Here is a 16,048-nt window from a genome sequence, read left to right as displayed (position 1 = left end):
CTGCTCTCCCAAGGCGGTCTGGCTTACCCAAACGTCGGGATCCAACGATTCTGCAGTATCCAATGTTTCAGAACTCACGACGACTATTTTGCCCTGAGGCTTGTCCAACAGCCCCTTCCCACGCTTACAGGCAGTCAATGAAGGCAAAAGGTTTAGGAGTAATGACAGTAATGCAGTCAATAGTCGCTTTGACATCATAGATTGCAACAGTAGTATTGATAGTAAAGACTTCAAAGACTGTTTAGACGCGATTGATAGTAAAGACTTCAAAGACTGTTTAGACACGATTGACTGCAACGCCGTTAATGACAGTAAAGACAGTAAGGTGACCTTATGACTACGAATGAGCCATTCGATCGGACCGGTTTGGATAGAGTCGTCGCGCTCGTCAACGGCAAGGGTGGCGTGCTCAAAACGACACTGACCGCCAATCTAGGCGGACTCCTGGCTGTTTCCGGGTGGCGTGTCCTGCTGGTTGACTTCGACCCTCAAGGCAACCTGGGACTCGATCTTGGGTACCGCCATACAGCGAACGTTGATGATGATGGCATGGGCATGGCACAGAGCCTTATGTTCGGTGCGCCGCTGATGCCAGTGAAGGATATCCGTCCCAACCTGGACGTCGTACCCGGGGGATTGCACCTCGATCAGGCTGCGGCCGGCCTCGTATCACTTGCCGGCAAAGATGCGCGCAGGGCCAAGCTCGCCCTTGCGGCTGCCTTGTCGCCCGTGGCTGACCAGTACGACATCATCTTTATTGATTGCCCGCCAGGAAACGAGCCACTTCAACTGGCGGCCCTGGGTGCGGCGGCGCAGATCATCGTCCCGACTAAGACGGACCGTGGCGGACGAGAGGGCCTACTGGGCGTCGCCAAGCGCCTTGATTCAGTTATCGACGTCAATCCTGGCATCGACCTTCTGGGCGTTATTATTGCCGCTACATCTTCATCGGCGCGATCGGTGCAGCGCACTGTCCGTGAAGCCATCACTGAGGCATTCGGTACCGAGGACGTGCTCTTTGAGAGCATGGTCCGCCACGCAGAATCGCCCGCACAAGCAGTCCGGGAACGGGGCGTTCTCGTCCATGAACTCGAAGAACAAGTCAATGCCGGTCCCAAATGGTACGAAGTCCTGCGCGGCGCCGCCAAGGGAGAGCCGAGCCAGCCACGATCCGCAGGGAACGTTGCAGAAGACCTCCACCGGGTTGCACAAGAATTGGTCGCCCGGCTGGAAGCCGCAGAGCAAAGGAGCGCATCATGACCCAGAACCGTGAACCCATCGGCCCTCCGCCGCGGCGACCCGCAAACGGTGTCCAGAACCTACTCAAGGCCAATAGAGGGCCGGCAACGGACAGCCCCCAGTCAACGGCTGCGCCGGTCCCTTTGCCATCGACTTCGGCCACCAAGCAAGTCACCTACTACATGCCCGAGAGTTCCAGGACTCGAGCCAGGGCCGCATACAACGCCACCCGCGGGCAGGAGGAAGACGCGAGCTGGTCGGAATTCGTCACCCGCGCTGTGATGAATGAGGTCTACCGCAGGGAAAGGCTCTACAACGAGGGCGAACCATTCCCTGGCGGTACACGAAACTTGGCGCCAGGAAGAACCCTCGGTCCATAGCATTACTATCTTTGCTGGCATTGACAGTATTGGCTCACGACCTATCTTGATCAGGAAGAAACCACGTGTCTATATCCACGCTTTCACGAAAGCTCCTTTGGGGTAACGCTGCCAGTCACTGTTCATGGCCAACCTGTAGGCGGCAACTTAGCCAGGACCTTGTGAACACCACGGCAGCAATAGTCCTTGGTGAGGAAGCACATATTGTTGCAAGGGAGCCGGACGGCCCTCGCGGCGAGTCTCCGTTAACTGCAGCGGAACGTGATGACTACAGCAACCTGATTTTGCTCTGTCCCACAGACCACACTCTCATCGACAAGGCTCCGGAGGATCACTCTGTTGAGGCCCTGCTCAAGATAAAGGCTGACCACGAGGCTTGGGTGCGAGATTCTTTGGGGCCAAAAGTTGATCAGGCCGAAATCCGTTGGGCGCAGATTGTCGACCAGCTGAGTGACAAGCTCAGCCTCGACACCTGGGCACTCGACGTTCATGCCTTCTTCGATGGGGGACCGATCACCTTGGCGGTAACCACGGAAGAGAGGCTTCGCGAGTGTGCGCTATGGATTGCAAAAAGGCCTTGGCCGGCAGGACAGGACAAACTCAAAGCCGCTATACGCAATATGGGTATTTTCCTGAATGAACTGCTCTCCGAGTTCAATGTGTACGCAGAACTTCGTAACGGAGGAGAACGACGGAGGTATCCAGCGTTCTACAAGATCCCTGTATGGGATACGGAGCTGTACAACTCACTATTAGCGGAGTACAGGAACAACAGGACGTATCTTTCGGACCTCACCCTTGAAATCACGCGTTACATCAACCTTTTCGGTGACCTTGTGCGAGAAGACCTGGATCCTTCCTTCCGCCACGATGAAGGACTCACCGAGGTATTGGCCGAGGGGCAACCGCTTGAATACGGCGCCTACGTGCCCCAATTCGCTCGGGAAGATTTGGAAGTGGCCCTCGAAACGCAGGCGCTGGTTGCATTTAAGGATTCCCGCGCTTCGCGTTCCCCGCGTTTCAAGTGGTGAGCAGGGCAGAAAGAGGTGGCATCACGACCGCGCGAATGTTTGTTAGCGGAGGTCTCGGCTACTGTCGGCCTACGGCGGAGGGGTGGATCTCAAAACCAAACGTAGTCCCCGCTTCTCCGAGGGCGTGATTCCGCCCGCAGACAGCGATCATTGTCCACAGGCGTTCAACTGTGTCCGCAATGCGTTGGTTGATGGAGCTGGCGAGGTGGTCCCACAGTGCGTTGTTGGACGAAGCTTCCAAAGCGGCCGTGTAGGCCGCCGCCACTTGATGGTCTTGGACCACGGTGTCCTCCATCCGCTGCCAATATTCGCCCGGGCTGTCCCACGGTTGAGGCGCGTCTCCGAGTCTGTCGAGATGATAGAAGCGCCCCGATCGGCCGTATCTGCCGAGAGTGGCAATAAGTGGGATGACAACAGGATCAGCTTCAACCTCTGCAACCAGACCGCGCACGTATTCGGTGCTGGTTGCCGTCCGTGCTGAAAGCTCGGCCATGACAGACGAGTGCATGTCAGCCAGATTGTGTCCAAAGCCTTTCATTTGACCTATGGTGGGCCAGGATTGGTTGGTGTCCAGCGAAGCAAGTCCAAGGGTGAGCTTGTAGAGCTTTTCGACGCCGATTGAGAGCAAGGTCAGAATCGGATCCCTTGTCGTTTCCAGGAACGCAGCTGTACGAACAACCCGGGTTCCGTAGGCCAGCAGGTTCCTTGCTGAAGACATCTCCTCGATGAGGGCGAACGCCTTTTCGCGGTCCAAATGGGGGATCGACATGTGCTCACCCTATCGACGCGAGGGTGCCGCACCGCCCTAGGGCTGTTTCCCGTCGTCGTGTTGGCCAGAACGGGGCGGAAGATGCCGATACAGGGTGGTACGTTTCAGGCCGGTCTTTTCGGTGATTTCACGGATGCTTGCTCCCTTATCGCGGAGCATGGCTGCGTGTTCAAGCTTGGATGGATCTACTACGGACGGACGCCCGGTCCGCCGGCCATGGGCAGCTGCGACAGCCCGGGCGTGGGAGGCGCGTTCGGTGGCATACGTGCGTTCCATTTCTGCGAACAGCGCCAACATGACCACGGCAAGCTGTGCCATCGGACTGTCGGGGTCGGAGGTATCGATGGGCAGGGGATCAGCTAGGGTGCGTACGCCTACCCCCGCTCGTTAAGTTCGTGCATCAGGTTTAGGGTGTCCCGGACCGTTCGGCCGAGCCGGTCCAAGGTATGAACGACGAGCACATCACCTGACCTCGCATGGTCAAGTGCCCCTTGGAGGCCGGGCCGGTTTCTTGTGGCACCGGATTTCTTGTCGGCGAACACTTTGGTGATGCCTGCGGAGGCTAATGCGTCCAGTTGCCGGCCTAGGTCCTGTTTGGCTGTGGAGACCCTCGCGTATCCGATTTCCATGTTTCGAACGTACCGAAAGTTATCTTTGTGACGGTCGACTGTTGCAGGTGTTTTGGAATTACATACGGGACGGATATGTTTCGCGGGATCTCGGATTCGGATGGGCGGGGGAGTGTCCCAAGCGAGGTGTCCCACTTCCAAGGAACTGGGACACCAGCGGGGCCAGGAGTATCTGGTATTTGGGGCGTGGAACAGCGCACATGACCAACTCGTAGCGGAGTGGACGGGTAAGCCGGGGGCGAGGGTTGTCCGGGACCGTCTGTTTCCAAGGAGATGGAACGCTCAATGGGAGAGCCGGGGAAATTTTGTCGGAGACCTCCGAGATACTTAAAGCATGGATTCCCCGCCTGATTACCACGTTGATCTAACGCCATTTCGCGTGGAACGCGATGGAAGATGTTGGTGGTGTGGTGCCATAGCTGACAGCCAGGAACACAAATACAAACGAACGGATCTGGCGCGCCTGCAAGGCGATGGGCCGAATCTTGTATGGGGTGGCGATGAAGAAAGGCTCCACTACATCAAGAGCATTAGAAAGTCGTCCGCCGTCAGGTTTGAGAAAGACCTGTGTAGGCGATGCAACGACACTCGCAGCCAGCCTTTTGACCGAGCTTATGAAACGTACTCGGCGTACGTCTGGGAAAACGCGGAGATTCTATGGGATGCCCCAGGGTTGGATATGAGGGCGATCTTTGGGGCCGACTGGAGACAAAAGCAGCTGGACCTGGGCCGCTATTTCGCCAAGCATTTCGCGTCTCGAATGGTGCTTGATGGCCTACCTGTTCCAGCCGGCCTACTCGATTTTCTGAACGGTAAGAGGGTTGCCAAGAACGTGCGCTTCTGCTTCGCTCTCGATGAGGCTTTGTGGCTCCTGCGAAAACACGGTGATCCTCAAGGGGCACCCATACAGGGACTTTGGCTTCGCCCCACGATGGCCTGGGTCAGCTCCGATGGCAAGCACCTGCGAGGGTACGAAACGGCCACATACTTGGGGCACGTAGGAGTTTTGTTCTCTTGGTTCCCAGAGAAGAAGCGTTTGGACTCGTTCTTCCCTCACGTTCGCCCCGTTCTAAATGTCGTGAAGGCCACGGACGAGATGATGGAGATCATCGAGGGTTTGAAAGCCCGGAAGGGCTGACCGGCAACAGTTCGAACAGCAGGCCACAAGGCAGAATGGGCTTATGTGCGGCAGATACGTGATGTCCAAGGCAACGAGTGATCTTCTGAGCCATTTCGAGGCCAAGGAAGTTGAGGGCAGCCCTCCAGGGCCGAGCTGGAACGTCGCCCCGACCCAGAACGTGCCGATCGTGGCCGAACGCCTCGACGAGGGCACCCTTGACCGGCGCCTGCTGATAGCCAAGTGGGGTCTGGTGCCGTCCTGGTCAAAGGACGTCAAGATCGGGTCCAAGCTCATCAATGCCAGGAGTGAGACGATCCTGGAAAGCCGTCGTTCCGTTCAGCTGCGGTCAAGCGCAGAGCCATCTTGCCAGCCGAGGGCTACTACGAGTGGCAGAAGACCGAGGACGGCAAGAAGATCCCGAACTATCTGTTCTCCGAGAAGGAACCGCTGCTGGGCTTCGCCGGCCTCTACGAGTTCTGGCCCGATCCGGAGCTGCCCGAGGACGATCCCGAGCGGTGGTTGCTGACCTGCACAGTGCTCACCACAACGACACAGGACGCGTTGGGACACGTCCACGACCGTTCACCGGTCATCATCCCGCAGGACCGCTATGCGGAATGGCTCGACCCTGACCTGACCGACAAATCCGATGTCCAGCACTTGTTGGACTCCTTGCCGGAACCAACGTTGACGCCCCGGATCGTCAGCACCCGTGTGAATAGCGTCCGGAACAACGGACCCGAGCTGATTGAACCAGCCGAGTGAGGTACCGCGCGGTTAGGATTGGCCTCGTTAGGGCAGTTCCCCGTATTGCCGCCCGTGGGGGTGGGCAGCATGAAGGAGGATCACGCATGGCAGGAAAATTCGAAGTTTACAAAGACAAGTCCGGTGGCTTCCGGTTCCGGCTGAAGGCCGGCAACGGTGAAGTTATCGCCAGCAGTGAGTCATACACCACCAAGGCCGCAGCCCTTAGTGGCATTACCTCGGTGAAGAACAACGCCGGTTCCGACGTCGTGGACCTGACCGACTCCTAGCCCCGCGATCCGCCAACATATCGAACGCAAGGCCCCCGCAAGCTGCCGGAGAGCAGCAGTGGGGGCCTTGCTGCGTCAAGTGCGTGGTTTAGCGGTTCTGGTTTTTGTCGGTGCCTACTGCAAGACTTCTGTCAGGAAACCCTGACAGGAAGGCGTGAAGCCATGGGTTGGACATCCAACGACTACCAACACGAGGGCTATGTGGCTGAAATCGCACCCGACGGACGCCTCTCAGGAAGCTCAACCAGTGCGGGAATACTCTTCCACGGGATCACCGGACACTACCAACCGGCAGGAGAATCCGACCCCAATGAGGAGATCGTCCCGCACGACCTCATTATGAGCTGGCGTGGTGCCTGCACCTGTGGGTGGCAGGGAGAGCTGTGGCAACGGGTCCTCACGCCTGAAGAGGCTGACATTGCTACGCGGAAGGAATACGTCCCCTTAGGGGACGCCGCGTATGTCTCGATGGAGGTGGAGGACGCCGTTCAGGAGGAATGGCATGTCCACATCGCACCGTCCGAGGCAATCCTGGGTGTGGAAGCAGCGGCGAAGGAGCACCGACAGGCCGGCCACCGGCTGGACAAGACCGTCGCGGCCGCCAAAGCAGCAGGCGCTTCCTGGACCGACATCGGGCGGGCCGCCGGGATCAGCCGCCAAGCCGCGCACGAACGCTGGGCCGACAAGTAACCCTGCCCGGTGCCGCCCAGGTCTAGGGTGGGCAGTTCCACTCGGGCAGGCGTGCGTTGAGTTCCCTGATGCGGTGAGGGTACTGGCGCTTCTTTGCATGGACCCGTTGCCTGGCGACCCAACAGGCCAGTGCCCGTTCTTTGGGGTCCCAGGCGCTGCGGTGCGGGTGCCTGCCGTTCTCCTTGACCCATTCGATGAATTCGGTGGCCCTGCTTTGCCAGTGACGTTCGACGTTGAGCGCGACCCCGTCCAGCCAGCCAGGGAACGCAGCATCGAGCGCCTGGGTGGCTTCCTTGGCCAGCAGACCTCGCCGTTTCTGGTTTCGCAAAACAATGAGAACCCCTGCAAGCCGCTCTGTCTCGCTCCCGCTCTGACCGTCAGGGGCAGGCAGACTCCCGGTCTGCTGTACATAGGCGGCTATCTGCTGGGCCGATTCGACGTATGACTGTCTGTCCTGGTCCGAAAACGTCTCCCGCCATTCGGGCAGGCGCGAATCCAGTTCCTTGACGCGGGCGGGAAACCGTTCCCGACGGGCATCGTGTCGTTGCCGGTTCAGCCACTTGCTGAGGAAGCGTTCTGCAGGGTCATCAGCGGAGGGTTGCGGGAATCGGCCATGCTGCCGGACCCAGGCAATGAACTCGTCCGCTCTGCTGTGCCAGAGCTCGGTGGCGTGATCGGCCCGGGCAGTCCAGTCCGGGTGCGCCTGATCCAGGATGCGGGCAGCGTCGTCGGGCAGGTTCCCCGCCGCGTGGAGCCTACGAAATCTTTGGAGAGCGAGTGCCAGGCGTTTATGTTCGCCGGATGGTGGCGTGTGCTGAGTCGGAAGGTACCCGTTCTCCTTGTAAAACCCGGATATCAGCTGGGCTGTCTCTTCTGCGCTTCGTTTGTCCCGGCTCTTGGGGCGCTTGCTAGTCCGTGCGGATGGCAATGGCTTTAGAGCCTTCCGGTATCAGTGCTTCAGCGGCCGCTTTGGCGGCATCGTACGTATCGGCCTCGGCGTCCACGTGGCTGAGTTCGCCGTTGCCGGCCACTACGGTCAGGATCACTTTCACCCCCATATCCTAGGCCGCACTCTCCAGGAAGGTCTGTTCCAGGGTCGCTTGCAGCACGGAGGCCTTGCCGCTGCGTCGGAGATCCACGGGCCGGGTCCCCTGCAGGGCAGGGGAAGGGACCATCATCCACAACGCGAAATAGTTGTGTGGGATCCGTAGCTCCATGGCCCGTTCGAAGAGTGCCACGACCACGGGGTTCAGGGTCAGGTCGGATCGGAACTGGTAACCAGGGCAATACGTTCCTCCATCCATAAAGACCCGTGCGAGTTGTCGCATGGCTGGTTCGGGATCCTCGTGAATGGCGGAGAGCCGTTCGTGGACCTGTTCCAGGCTGGGTAGATGAAACTCGTTGCGGATCCGCTCCCACAGTTGCTCCGGAACGGGGGAGCGGTACAAATCAGCGGGCACTAGCTGATGGACTCCAGCTGCCAAGCGGTAGCCAAGGGCTCCCGCCGCAGCGTGAAGGTGCGCAGCTCCGCGTTGGCGGAGGGAAGTGTGGCTTGGACCTGCCAATGCTCGACGCTGACCAGGTCGCCGGTCCCTACCGCTGCCCTGGTCTGGGTTTCCCACCACGAGTCCCTGGTGAACCAGTGCGCGGTGTGGACGTCGGGATCGACCATCCAGATCCGGCCGTCGTAACGGATCGCCAACGGGGCGCCGTCGGGGCTGAAACGGACATCGACCTCATGGCCGGTTGTGGGGTGTTCGGGTGCAAGGGTCATTGCGTTTCCTTTCTTGCTGGGCGCCGGTCAGGCGGCCTTGACGAGGGGGAGTTCGTCCCAGTGGGTGGTGTACCTGGGGGAGAGCATGTCGCGTTTCATGGACCAGTCGGGCCCGCCCTTGATCCCGGCATGGCCCAGGCCGATGGAGCCGCGGCCGTATCGTTTGGCCACGTCTTCGAGCAGGATCCCGATGCCGCGTTCTTCGTGCGGGTTCTCGAACAACTCCAAGGGCTTCTGGTTTCCGGACGGGCGCAGGTCGGTGACCATGATCCCGGCCCGGACGTACTTCACGCCCTCATGGATCTGGGGAAGCAGCGCGTGGGCTGCCCGGGTGAGCAGAACCGGGTCCGCGGTCGGCATGGGCAACGCCAGACAGACAGAGGGGAAGGATTTTTCGTTCGGGTTGAAGTGCGACGTCGCCGCGAACGCCGTCAGCACCTTGGCTTGCAGGTCGTGTTTGGCCAGCCGGGCAGAGGCCATTTGCGCGTACACGCTCATGACCTGCCGCAACCCTGCCGTTGTGGTGATCGGTGTGGAGAAGGACCGGGAGAAGATCAGCTGGTCCCGGCCGATCCGTTCCTCTTCCATCGGGATACACGGTGTGCCCTGCAGTTCCAGGACGGTTCGCATCATGACGATGGAGAACTTGTCCCTGATTGCCACCGGGTTCGCCCGGGTCAGGTCCAGGATCGAGAAGATCCCCATCGCGTTCAGACGCTTGGTGAGACGTGTGGCTACGCCCCAGATTTCGATCACGGACAGCTTGGCCATCAGCGCTTCGCGCTGCTCGACCGGTACGGACTCCCACCGACACACACCCCCAAAAGCTGGGTTGTTCTTCGCCCACTTGTTGCAAAGCTTCGCCAAGGTCTTCGTTGGTGCGATCCCGACGCAGACCGGCACGCCGACGTTCCGCCGGCACGCGGCCTTCATCTCCCTCCCGAGTTCCAGCAGCTGATCGGGTTCGCCCTTGACGCCCAGGAACGCCTCATCGATGGAGTACACCTCAACCCAAGCGGAGTAGCGGCCCAGCAGCTCCATCACCCGGGCGGAGATGTCCCCGTACAGCTCGTAGTTGCTTGACAGGGCCACCAGACCCCATTCCTTGGCCCGGGGCCGGAGCTTGAACCACGGATCACCCATGGCAATACCCAGGCGCTTCGCTTCGGGGGAGCGGGTCACCGCGCAGCCGTCATTGTTGGAGAGCACGATGACCGGCTTGCCTTCCAGGGAAGGATTGAAGGCGCGCTCGGCGGAGGCGTAAAAGCAGTTCACGTCTACATGCGCGATCTCCTGCATCCGGCGCATCACCGCGGGCTTAGACATCGCGGCCGCCGATCGCCCGTTTAACGGAAAAGCGCGCATTACACATGGTGCAGGCACCTCGTGGCCACGCCCCAGATTGTCAGTTCCGACAAGGCCGGAACCTCGATATCGGGGAAGCATGGATTGTCCGCCTGCAGGATCACGCCCGTGGGTGTGATCCGCAGCCGCTTGATCGTCAGCTCCCCATCCAGGACCGCGACGACCACGGAACCGTCCTTCGGTTCCAGTGCCCGGTTCACGACCAGTTCGTCACCGTCACTGATCCCGGCCTGTTCCATGGACTGTCCGCTGACCCGGACGATGAAGGTGCTGGTCACGTCCTTGACCAAGTGTTCGTTGAGGTCGATCCGGCCGTCAAAGTAATCCTGGGCGGGGGAGGGATAGCCGGCAGCCACCGCTACCGGTGCCAGCAACGCCCTCACCAGAGAGAGTCCCGCATCTATCACACGGGGGCCAACTATCACGCCCACAACACGCCCTTTATTCGAATATATGTTCGGATTAACTGTACTCCAAGGGGACCGACAAGATAGCCGCCTTAGGGGCGGTGTGGACGGCTTGCACGCCAATAGGGGACAGCTTTGAGCTGTGCGGAGGGCTCCACCTGACCCCAGTGGGCACAACCCGTCCACCGCGACTGGTACGAGCTACTTCTCCAGGTGCGGGGGAAGTTCGACGTCGGCAGGGTCAAGCTCCGGTCTGGACCGAAGCAGGGAAAGCGGGTGTCTGAAGGATTTACCGGACCATGCGACGTCGGCCGATACCTCGACCACGATCGGTTCCACCAGTGTCAGCTGAACCGGGCCCTTGTCTTTGCTAAATCTGTTCAACGAAGTTTCGCTGATCTCTTCCGGCCAGGGATGCCCGGGCTGCGCGGGGCGGAGCTGGCGGCCCAGCTCACGCCCTACCCGGGTGGAGAGGACCGTGGACCGGCCGACGATCCGCAGCTGCCCATCGACCGGCAAACCGGCGATAATGGACTGAGGTTGCGATATCGGGCCGATGACGGCCGCGCAAACCGCATCGAAAGTGCTTTTTGTCTTCAGCTTCAACCAGGAGCGCGAGCCATCATATGGCTGCGCCCCTCCCTTGAACACCAGACCCTCCACCCCCGTGGGCGGCAGGTCCTTCAACCAACTCTTCGCCAGTTCCATGTCCGTGGTGGTGGGGGAGAGGTTCAAAGGAGCGGCCCAGTCGCGGGCCAGTTCCTCGAGCAGCTGCCGGCGGCCCGTGAACGGAACACCCCGGATATCCTGCCCGGCAACGGCCAGCACATCAAAGGCCGCGAACGCGGCGGGCAACTCGTGGACCAGAGCCGGCAGAGCCGCCCTGGAGCTGACCATGCGGCGCTGCAGCGCCTCGAAGTCCAGCCGGTCCCCGTTCCAGATGACCGCCTCTCCATCCAGGACGACACCTGGAGGGACCTGCGCCCGCACAGCAGCGCAGAGCTCAGGAAAAATGCGAGAGAGTTCTTTGCCCTGCCGGCTCCACAGAGTCACCCCGTCAGAATCGTTTAAAACGATGGCCCGGTAGCCGTCCCATTTGGGTTCGGCCCAGATCCCGCCCGGGAGGGCAGCGGGTCCGGGGAACGTCTTGACGAGTTTCGCCAGGGCAACAGCAACCGGTGGTTGCAGTGCCCGCGGAAAGGACTCGCTCATGGGATCCCGTTCTGTTCGTGCCGCTCCGGCCGGCCAGGCCATAGGAGTGCCGCCCGGTTACAACTCCACGGGGTGCTCAACAGCGAATCGCACGGGGGACTCGCCTTTGACCAGGTTCTCCGGTTCGGGATTCATGACAGACATGGTGATCTGATCGATGAAGTATTCAATATCCGCTTCGGGGACATCATCTCGGGGTTCCATGGGGCCGGGCCGGCCAACTTCGAACCCGGTGATCTCGTCGTACTCTTCCACGCACATCTGCAGGGTTTCCTGAACTGCGTTCGCGAAACCCTCGGCCGTCTCCGGATCCAGGAAACCCTGGATCTCCAACTCAGCGCTCTTGTCCTCGTTCTGGACGTTCACTTTGAAACCCAGCATGTGTTGCTCCTTTGAGTATTTGGGATTAGTCGCCCGGCATCTGCCAGCACACACGGCAAAGGGGGCGTCTCTCGCTACGCTCACCCTGCCCAGGAACAAACGTATGAGACACAACGAGTGAAAGCCGGTGGTCACCTCGTAGCCGGCATAAAAGACCACCGAGGCGGTAGTGAATCCTCGTTCGCATCGGAATCATAACCATCCCTCTCGTTGTCACTACTCATCCAAGCATGGGCCAGGGGACCGACAGAATAAGGACCTTCGCTGCGCTTCGGCCTGTAAAAGCTTCTTTTTTGCCCTACATGTGGCTGGGTTGTTCTCCGTACAAGGCCACTGATCGTAGCCGTCCGGGGGCCCGACCCGTCAACCCACGCAACCGGGCAATCCCACGCGGTCGCTGCGCTCCCTTATTTCGCGGGATTCCCCGGTCGCTCTCCGGGGTTGACGGCCCACCCTCGACCGGCTGCGACGTGGGGGCCTCGCACGGCGGGGCAGGAAGGAGGTGGCTACATGAGCATCGACGAAGCGATCAAGCTCGCGACTTCGGTCGTGAGCCTGATGACAGCTGTCATCGCTCTACTCTCCACGCGGAACGCGCGCTTAACAAGCAAACGCTCCCGAGCTGCAACTCGGAAGCGTAAGCGTAAAGCAAGGAAGTAGGTGTAGCTACTAAACCCGGTGGTCGTGACCGCTTAGGTTGCGGCCACCGGCTCCTTCTCAGACTAAGTCCTACTCACCGATAAGGAAACCTCATGGAACCACTGGACATCGCGAACTTCGTTCTCTCACTCACAGCACTGGGAGCAGCGATCATGGCCTACCGCGCCAACTCAAAAGCCCCCAAGGGCTAGACCGGATTCCGGGGCGGGCCTGCCACGCGGCGGTCCGCCCTACCGGGCCGGGTTGCCCTTCGGACTCCGCATGAACCGTCCTACGAAGTCAGCGGGTTACCAACACAATCGCTATCGCCACCCCAAGGAGGGCGGCACCTAGCCCGACAACGACCAAGTACCCAGGCTCTGGCCGGCCCATCAACTTGGTGCCCGTCCTACCAAACCTTGCTTGCTGAGAGCTTTCCATCAATTTGCTGAGCGCTTTGCGCTTTACGATCACGAGAACACCGATGACTACGGCCACACCCGCAACAACGCTTCCAACGAGTAGCTCCACGATTCAGATACCCCATCCTAAAGATTGAGGCCAGCCTAGCCTCTTAGGGCCAGCGTGCTCGCGGGGCTCGCACCCCTTTTGGGCGTCCACTCCGCTTCGCTCCGTGGCCGGCTGTTGGGCCCGGTCCCGACGTCGCAGAGCTCCGCCGTGCCCGTGCCTGTTCTGTCTACGACGTTTTTTGGCTGCTGTCCTTCGGATTGTACGTGTCCGCTCCACCCCGTCTAGCCCCTCCAAAAGCAGTCGGGGCCGGCGGTCCGAAAATTCTTTAGCCAGGGATCCTCGCTAGCTCGGATCCCGCAAGATTTTTCTGCCCTTGCCCTGCGGGTAGACAGGCTTCCGTCGGCCACAGCTCCGCAAGCTTCGCCAGCAGCCAAAAAACAACGGGGGGAGAGGGGAAGCTGGCCGGTCACCTAAGCCGCCCCACCCACCACCTTTCTCGGCAAAAGAAGGAGCAACACCATGAACGCAGTCATCAAAATGACCGTGACCACCGTCGATACAGAAGAAACCATCCATGACGTGCCCGTGCTTGTGAACTACCACATGAACGACGGATACGACTGGATGGACGTCATCAGCGAACACGGCTGGGCCGTGATCCCCAGCTGGGGCTGCGACGGCTGGGACCTTGGCCAATGGCCCTATGTCATGGTCGCCGGAATCCGCACCGCTGATGCGATCGGCAACCTGTTCGGCATGGCGACCTACTGCGAGGGCGACGTGAAAACGACGTTCTACCGGACCAAGGCCCGGTGGTGGGCCGCGATCAGTGAACAGGCGTTCTACCACTGGAAGAACGGACAAGCCCAAGGACCGGCAGACCTGCCCCAAGCCGCCGCAGAACTTCCAAGCCGGTACCGGATTCCGCCCACGTTCCAAACAGCCGCCGCCTAACAGCCCCTCGACTCCGTTGCCCGGGGGCCCCCCCCCCCCCCCCCCCCCCCCCCCCCCCCAACGGCCCCAAACCAACAAAGGACCAAAAACAATGACCGAAAACCGCAGCATCGCCAACAGCCCCGCCCAAGCCGTCGTGTTCCTCGAAACCCTCGCCGCAATTGTGAAGAAGTCCCCCGTGACCTACAGCACCGATGGAGCCGCAGAACTCGCCGCACACATCCGAGGCATGGCCGAAGCCGTCAATGCCGAGGCTCACGTGAACCCCGTCGAGCTGGATAACGCCCGGCAATACTCGGCCTTGGACTGGCACAACGAAGCCATAGCCGTCCTGTTCGCCGCAGAACACCGCCCCACCTTCCACTAGCACCAGCGGGTGGACCGTTCGCCCGGTGAGGGCGGACGGTCCCCGGAAATCAGGAGACAGCACCATGACGGACTTTTGGGACGCGGACGGCGATTTTGACTACGAAGCCCACCACGAAGCGGGCCAACGCAACAAAGCAACTGAGACCGCCCAAAGGATCGGTTACCCAGCCATGGCCGACGCGTTCCACTACTTCGGTTTGCAGGACAGGCCGAATTCAACGTTCACGCCCGAATTGCTCACTGCGCTGGACACGCGACAGGTCCAGCTGGAAAAGATCGAAGCGGCACCCGCAGATGAGGAAATAAAGCACCTACAGCGGCAGGCCGAGGAAGCTACCCGAGCGATCTTGGCAATGATCGACAGCGCCACATAGACAACGTGGGCCGTTCGCCTTGTGTGGGCGGGCGGTCCGCCGCAGGTGACCGGCCTAGGTGGGAGGTTGCCGGCGACGGACCGCCGTTCCCGCAACGGGGCCGGCACCACTCACCTGATGCGTGCGGCAAGCCCGGGCCGGGATTGACCCGCGCGGATCAGCGTTGGCCAGGGAAAGCATGCTCGCAGGGCTCGCACCCCTTTAGGGCGTCCACTTCGTGGCCGGCTGTTGGGCCCGGTCCCGACGTCGCAGAGCTCCGCCGTGCCCGGCCCTGTTTGTCTACGACGTTTTCTGGTTGCTGTCCTCCGGATTGTAGGCGTCCACTCCACCCCGTCTAGCCCCTCCGCTTCGCTCCGGGGCCTGCGGTGCAGGAAATGTCCCTCCGGCGCTCCTGCGTCGCTTATTTCCTCCGGGAATTTCCCACACCTTGCCCAAGGGTAGACAGGCCTCCGCTGGCCGCCGAGCAAGCAAGCTTGCCAGCAACCAAAAAACAACGGGGGGAGAGGGGAAGCTGGCCGGTCACCTAAGCCGCCCCACCCACCACCTTTCTCGGCAAAAGAAGGAGCAACACCATGAGCAACGCCACCGCAGCCCCCAAAGGCATCACCGCCCTGATCTACCGCGACGCCCTGGGCACGGACTTCTCCAATCAGGGCATTTCCGCCCGCGTCATGGAGGTAACCGTCATCGGCGAGGGCATCGACCCCGTTTTCGAAGCCACTGAGGAACGGCCCGCCGTCCGACTTGTCAAAAACGAGAGCTTCCACCGCGAAACCGTGACCCACGCCGAGCCAGTCGCCCCGGACGACGAACCCGCCCCGTGGTACATGTTCGGCGGCACGTTCATCTTCAGCAGCGACTCACGATTCCGACGCGCAGCCGGACAATACGGAGCCATCCCGCTCCACGACCGCCGCGAGTAGACCGGAGGGTGGCCGGTCTTTCGGGGCCGGTCACCGCGCGGGCGGTCCGCCGCAGGTGGCCGGCTCTTGTGGGTGGTTGCCGGCGACGGACCGCCGTTCCCGCAACAGGGCCGGCACCACTCACCTGGTGCGTGCGGCAAGCTTTGGCGGGGATTGACCTGGGCGGATCCGCGGGAGCCAGGGGAGAAGCATGCTCGCAGGGCTCGCACCCCTTTGGGCGTCCACTCCGCTTCGCTCCGTGGCCGGCTGTTGGGCCCGGTCCCGACGTCGCAGAGCTCCGCCGTGCC

20 protein-coding genes and 2 pseudogenes are annotated in these 16,048 nt (G+C 60.9%); 11 read left to right on the top strand and 11 right to left on the bottom strand.

Features of this window, described 5'->3' with window-relative positions; translation table 11 throughout:
- Positions 1-333 precede the first annotated feature (333 nt).
- From LN996_RS07175 to LN996_RS07165, 3 genes are all read left to right on the top strand, one after another.
- Complete coding sequence (locus tag LN996_RS07175) at positions 334-1,260, top strand: ParA family protein (protein WP_231339733.1); 927 nt, start codon at positions 334-336, stop codon at positions 1,258-1,260.
- On the top strand, positions 1,257-1,619 hold the full coding sequence (locus LN996_RS07170; RefSeq protein WP_231339732.1) for a hypothetical protein: 363 nt from the start codon (positions 1,257-1,259) through the stop codon (positions 1,617-1,619). The genes LN996_RS07175 and LN996_RS07170 overlap by 4 nt, the downstream gene beginning before the upstream one ends.
- A 161-nt stretch (positions 1,620-1,780) precedes the next feature.
- Positions 1,781-2,650: a hypothetical protein gene (locus LN996_RS07165; protein WP_231339731.1), complete on the top strand. Its 870-nt coding sequence runs from the start codon at positions 1,781-1,783 to the stop codon at positions 2,648-2,650.
- A 58-nt stretch (positions 2,651-2,708) separates the two neighbouring features.
- Here the strand turns inward: LN996_RS07165 and LN996_RS07160 are convergent, their stop codons facing one another.
- From LN996_RS07160 to LN996_RS07150, 3 genes and pseudogenes are all read right to left on the bottom strand, one after another.
- On the bottom strand, positions 2,709-3,419 hold the full coding sequence (locus LN996_RS07160; RefSeq protein ID WP_231339730.1) for a hypothetical protein: 711 nt from the start codon (positions 3,417-3,419) through the stop codon (positions 2,709-2,711).
- Between the two features lie 36 nt (positions 3,420-3,455).
- Complete coding sequence (locus LN996_RS07155) at positions 3,456-3,578, bottom strand: hypothetical protein (RefSeq protein ID WP_231339790.1); 123 nt, start codon at positions 3,576-3,578, stop codon at positions 3,456-3,458.
- A gap of 111 nt (positions 3,579-3,689) precedes the next feature.
- Positions 3,690-4,048, bottom strand: a pseudogene (locus tag LN996_RS07150) (recombinase family protein); the annotation flags it as partial.
- A 334-nt stretch (positions 4,049-4,382) separates the two neighbouring features.
- Between LN996_RS07150 and LN996_RS07145 the strand changes: the two are divergent.
- From LN996_RS07145 to LN996_RS07130, 4 genes and pseudogenes are all read left to right on the top strand, one after another.
- On the top strand, positions 4,383-5,186 hold the full coding sequence (locus tag LN996_RS07145) for a hypothetical protein (protein WP_231339729.1): 804 nt from the start codon (positions 4,383-4,385) through the stop codon (positions 5,184-5,186).
- Positions 5,187-5,247: 61 nt separating this feature from the next.
- Positions 5,248-5,933: pseudogene (locus tag LN996_RS07140) on the top strand (SOS response-associated peptidase).
- A gap of 86 nt (positions 5,934-6,019) precedes the next feature.
- Positions 6,020-6,202 (top strand): DUF1508 domain-containing protein, encoded by a 183-nt coding sequence (locus tag LN996_RS07135; protein ID WP_231339728.1) that lies wholly within the window; start codon positions 6,020-6,022, stop codon positions 6,200-6,202.
- A gap of 162 nt (positions 6,203-6,364) precedes the next feature.
- On the top strand, positions 6,365-6,892 hold the full coding sequence (locus LN996_RS07130; protein WP_231339727.1) for a hypothetical protein: 528 nt from the start codon (positions 6,365-6,367) through the stop codon (positions 6,890-6,892).
- A gap of 22 nt (positions 6,893-6,914) precedes the next feature.
- On the opposite strand, the gene LN996_RS07125 is transcribed toward LN996_RS07130, so the two are convergent.
- From LN996_RS07125 to LN996_RS07090, 8 genes are all read right to left on the bottom strand, one after another.
- On the bottom strand, positions 6,915-7,820 hold the full coding sequence (locus LN996_RS07125) for a helicase associated domain-containing protein (RefSeq protein WP_231339726.1): 906 nt from the start codon (positions 7,818-7,820) through the stop codon (positions 6,915-6,917).
- Positions 7,801-7,944 (bottom strand): hypothetical protein, encoded by a 144-nt coding sequence (locus tag LN996_RS07120; RefSeq protein WP_231339725.1) that lies wholly within the window; start codon positions 7,942-7,944, stop codon positions 7,801-7,803. The genes LN996_RS07125 and LN996_RS07120 overlap by 20 nt, the downstream gene beginning before the upstream one ends.
- 9 nt (positions 7,945-7,953) lie before the next feature.
- The gene (locus LN996_RS07115) at positions 7,954-8,352 is read right to left on the bottom strand and encodes a hypothetical protein (RefSeq protein WP_231339724.1); all 399 of its coding nucleotides are present in this window, start codon (positions 8,350-8,352) and stop codon (positions 7,954-7,956) included.
- The gene (locus LN996_RS07110; RefSeq protein WP_231339723.1) at positions 8,352-8,666 is read right to left on the bottom strand and encodes a hypothetical protein; all 315 of its coding nucleotides are present in this window, start codon (positions 8,664-8,666) and stop codon (positions 8,352-8,354) included. The genes LN996_RS07115 and LN996_RS07110 overlap by 1 nt, the downstream gene beginning before the upstream one ends.
- A gap of 27 nt (positions 8,667-8,693) precedes the next feature.
- Complete coding sequence (locus LN996_RS07105; RefSeq protein WP_231339722.1) at positions 8,694-9,992, bottom strand: Y-family DNA polymerase; 1,299 nt, start codon at positions 9,990-9,992, stop codon at positions 8,694-8,696.
- Between the two features lie 38 nt (positions 9,993-10,030).
- Entirely contained in the window at positions 10,031-10,462 is a 432-nt protein-coding gene (locus LN996_RS07100; RefSeq protein ID WP_231339721.1) for a LexA family transcriptional regulator, read from the bottom strand.
- 177 nt (positions 10,463-10,639) lie between these two features.
- Complete coding sequence (locus LN996_RS07095) at positions 10,640-11,650, bottom strand: ATP-dependent DNA ligase (protein ID WP_231339720.1); 1,011 nt, start codon at positions 11,648-11,650, stop codon at positions 10,640-10,642.
- A 57-nt stretch (positions 11,651-11,707) separates the two neighbouring features.
- Positions 11,708-12,031 (bottom strand): hypothetical protein, encoded by a 324-nt coding sequence (locus LN996_RS07090; protein ID WP_231339719.1) that lies wholly within the window; start codon positions 12,029-12,031, stop codon positions 11,708-11,710.
- Between the two features lie 1,629 nt (positions 12,032-13,660).
- Between LN996_RS07090 and LN996_RS07085 the strand changes: the two genes are divergently transcribed.
- The 4 genes from LN996_RS07085 (at position 13,661) to LN996_RS07070 (ending at position 15,761) form a co-directional block, all read left to right on the top strand.
- Positions 13,661-14,095, top strand: a complete 435-nt coding sequence (locus LN996_RS07085) for a hypothetical protein (RefSeq protein WP_231339718.1) — start codon at positions 13,661-13,663, stop codon at positions 14,093-14,095.
- Between the two features lie 91 nt (positions 14,096-14,186).
- Entirely contained in the window at positions 14,187-14,462 is a 276-nt protein-coding gene (locus LN996_RS07080) for a hypothetical protein (protein ID WP_231339717.1), read from the top strand.
- Positions 14,463-14,526: 64 nt separating this feature from the next.
- Positions 14,527-14,838 carry a hypothetical protein gene (locus tag LN996_RS07075; RefSeq protein ID WP_231339716.1) on the top strand — a complete coding sequence of 104 codons (312 nt, stop codon included), beginning with the start codon at positions 14,527-14,529 and terminating at the stop codon, positions 14,836-14,838.
- Positions 14,839-15,410: 572 nt separating this feature from the next.
- Positions 15,411-15,761: a hypothetical protein gene (locus tag LN996_RS07070; protein ID WP_231339715.1), complete on the top strand. Its 351-nt coding sequence runs from the start codon at positions 15,411-15,413 to the stop codon at positions 15,759-15,761.
- Positions 15,762-16,048 lie beyond the last annotated feature (287 nt).

Source organism: Arthrobacter sp. AK01, assembly GCF_021109375.1.
Taxonomy (GTDB): Bacteria; Actinomycetota; Actinomycetes; order Actinomycetales; family Micrococcaceae; genus Arthrobacter.
The sequence above is the reverse complement of the archived record's forward strand: the minus strand, read 5'-3'. Positions and strand labels throughout refer to the sequence as shown.

Bases quoted from the DNA above. Each gene is read 5' to 3' on its own strand.
- LN996_RS07175 (WP_231339733.1), top strand. From the start codon at position 334: ATGACTACGAATGAGCCATTCGATCGGACCGGTTTGGATAGAGTCGTC.
- LN996_RS07170 (WP_231339732.1), top strand. From the start codon at position 1,257: ATGACCCAGAACCGTGAACCCATCGGCCCTCCGCCGCGGCGACCCGCA.
- LN996_RS07160 (WP_231339730.1), bottom strand. From the start codon at position 3,419: ATGTCGATCCCCCATTTGGACCGCGAAAAGGCGTTCGCCCTCATCGAG.
- LN996_RS07155 (WP_231339790.1), bottom strand. From the start codon at position 3,578: ATGCTCCGCGATAAGGGAGCAAGCATCCGTGAAATCACCGAAAAGACC.
- LN996_RS07145 (WP_231339729.1), top strand. From the start codon at position 4,383: ATGGATTCCCCGCCTGATTACCACGTTGATCTAACGCCATTTCGCGTG.
- LN996_RS07135 (WP_231339728.1), top strand. From the start codon at position 6,020: ATGGCAGGAAAATTCGAAGTTTACAAAGACAAGTCCGGTGGCTTCCGG.
- LN996_RS07130 (WP_231339727.1), top strand. From the start codon at position 6,365: ATGGGTTGGACATCCAACGACTACCAACACGAGGGCTATGTGGCTGAA.
- LN996_RS07110 (WP_231339723.1), bottom strand. From the start codon at position 8,666: ATGACCCTTGCACCCGAACACCCCACAACCGGCCATGAGGTCGATGTC.
- LN996_RS07105 (WP_231339722.1), bottom strand. From the start codon at position 9,992: ATGTCTAAGCCCGCGGTGATGCGCCGGATGCAGGAGATCGCGCATGTA.
- LN996_RS07095 (WP_231339720.1), bottom strand. From the start codon at position 11,650: ATGAGCGAGTCCTTTCCGCGGGCACTGCAACCACCGGTTGCTGTTGCC.
- LN996_RS07090 (WP_231339719.1), bottom strand. From the start codon at position 12,031: ATGCTGGGTTTCAAAGTGAACGTCCAGAACGAGGACAAGAGCGCTGAG.
- LN996_RS07085 (WP_231339718.1), top strand. From the start codon at position 13,661: ATGAACGCAGTCATCAAAATGACCGTGACCACCGTCGATACAGAAGAA.
- LN996_RS07080 (WP_231339717.1), top strand. From the start codon at position 14,187: ATGACCGAAAACCGCAGCATCGCCAACAGCCCCGCCCAAGCCGTCGTG.
- LN996_RS07075 (WP_231339716.1), top strand. From the start codon at position 14,527: ATGACGGACTTTTGGGACGCGGACGGCGATTTTGACTACGAAGCCCAC.
- LN996_RS07070 (WP_231339715.1), top strand. From the start codon at position 15,411: ATGAGCAACGCCACCGCAGCCCCCAAAGGCATCACCGCCCTGATCTAC.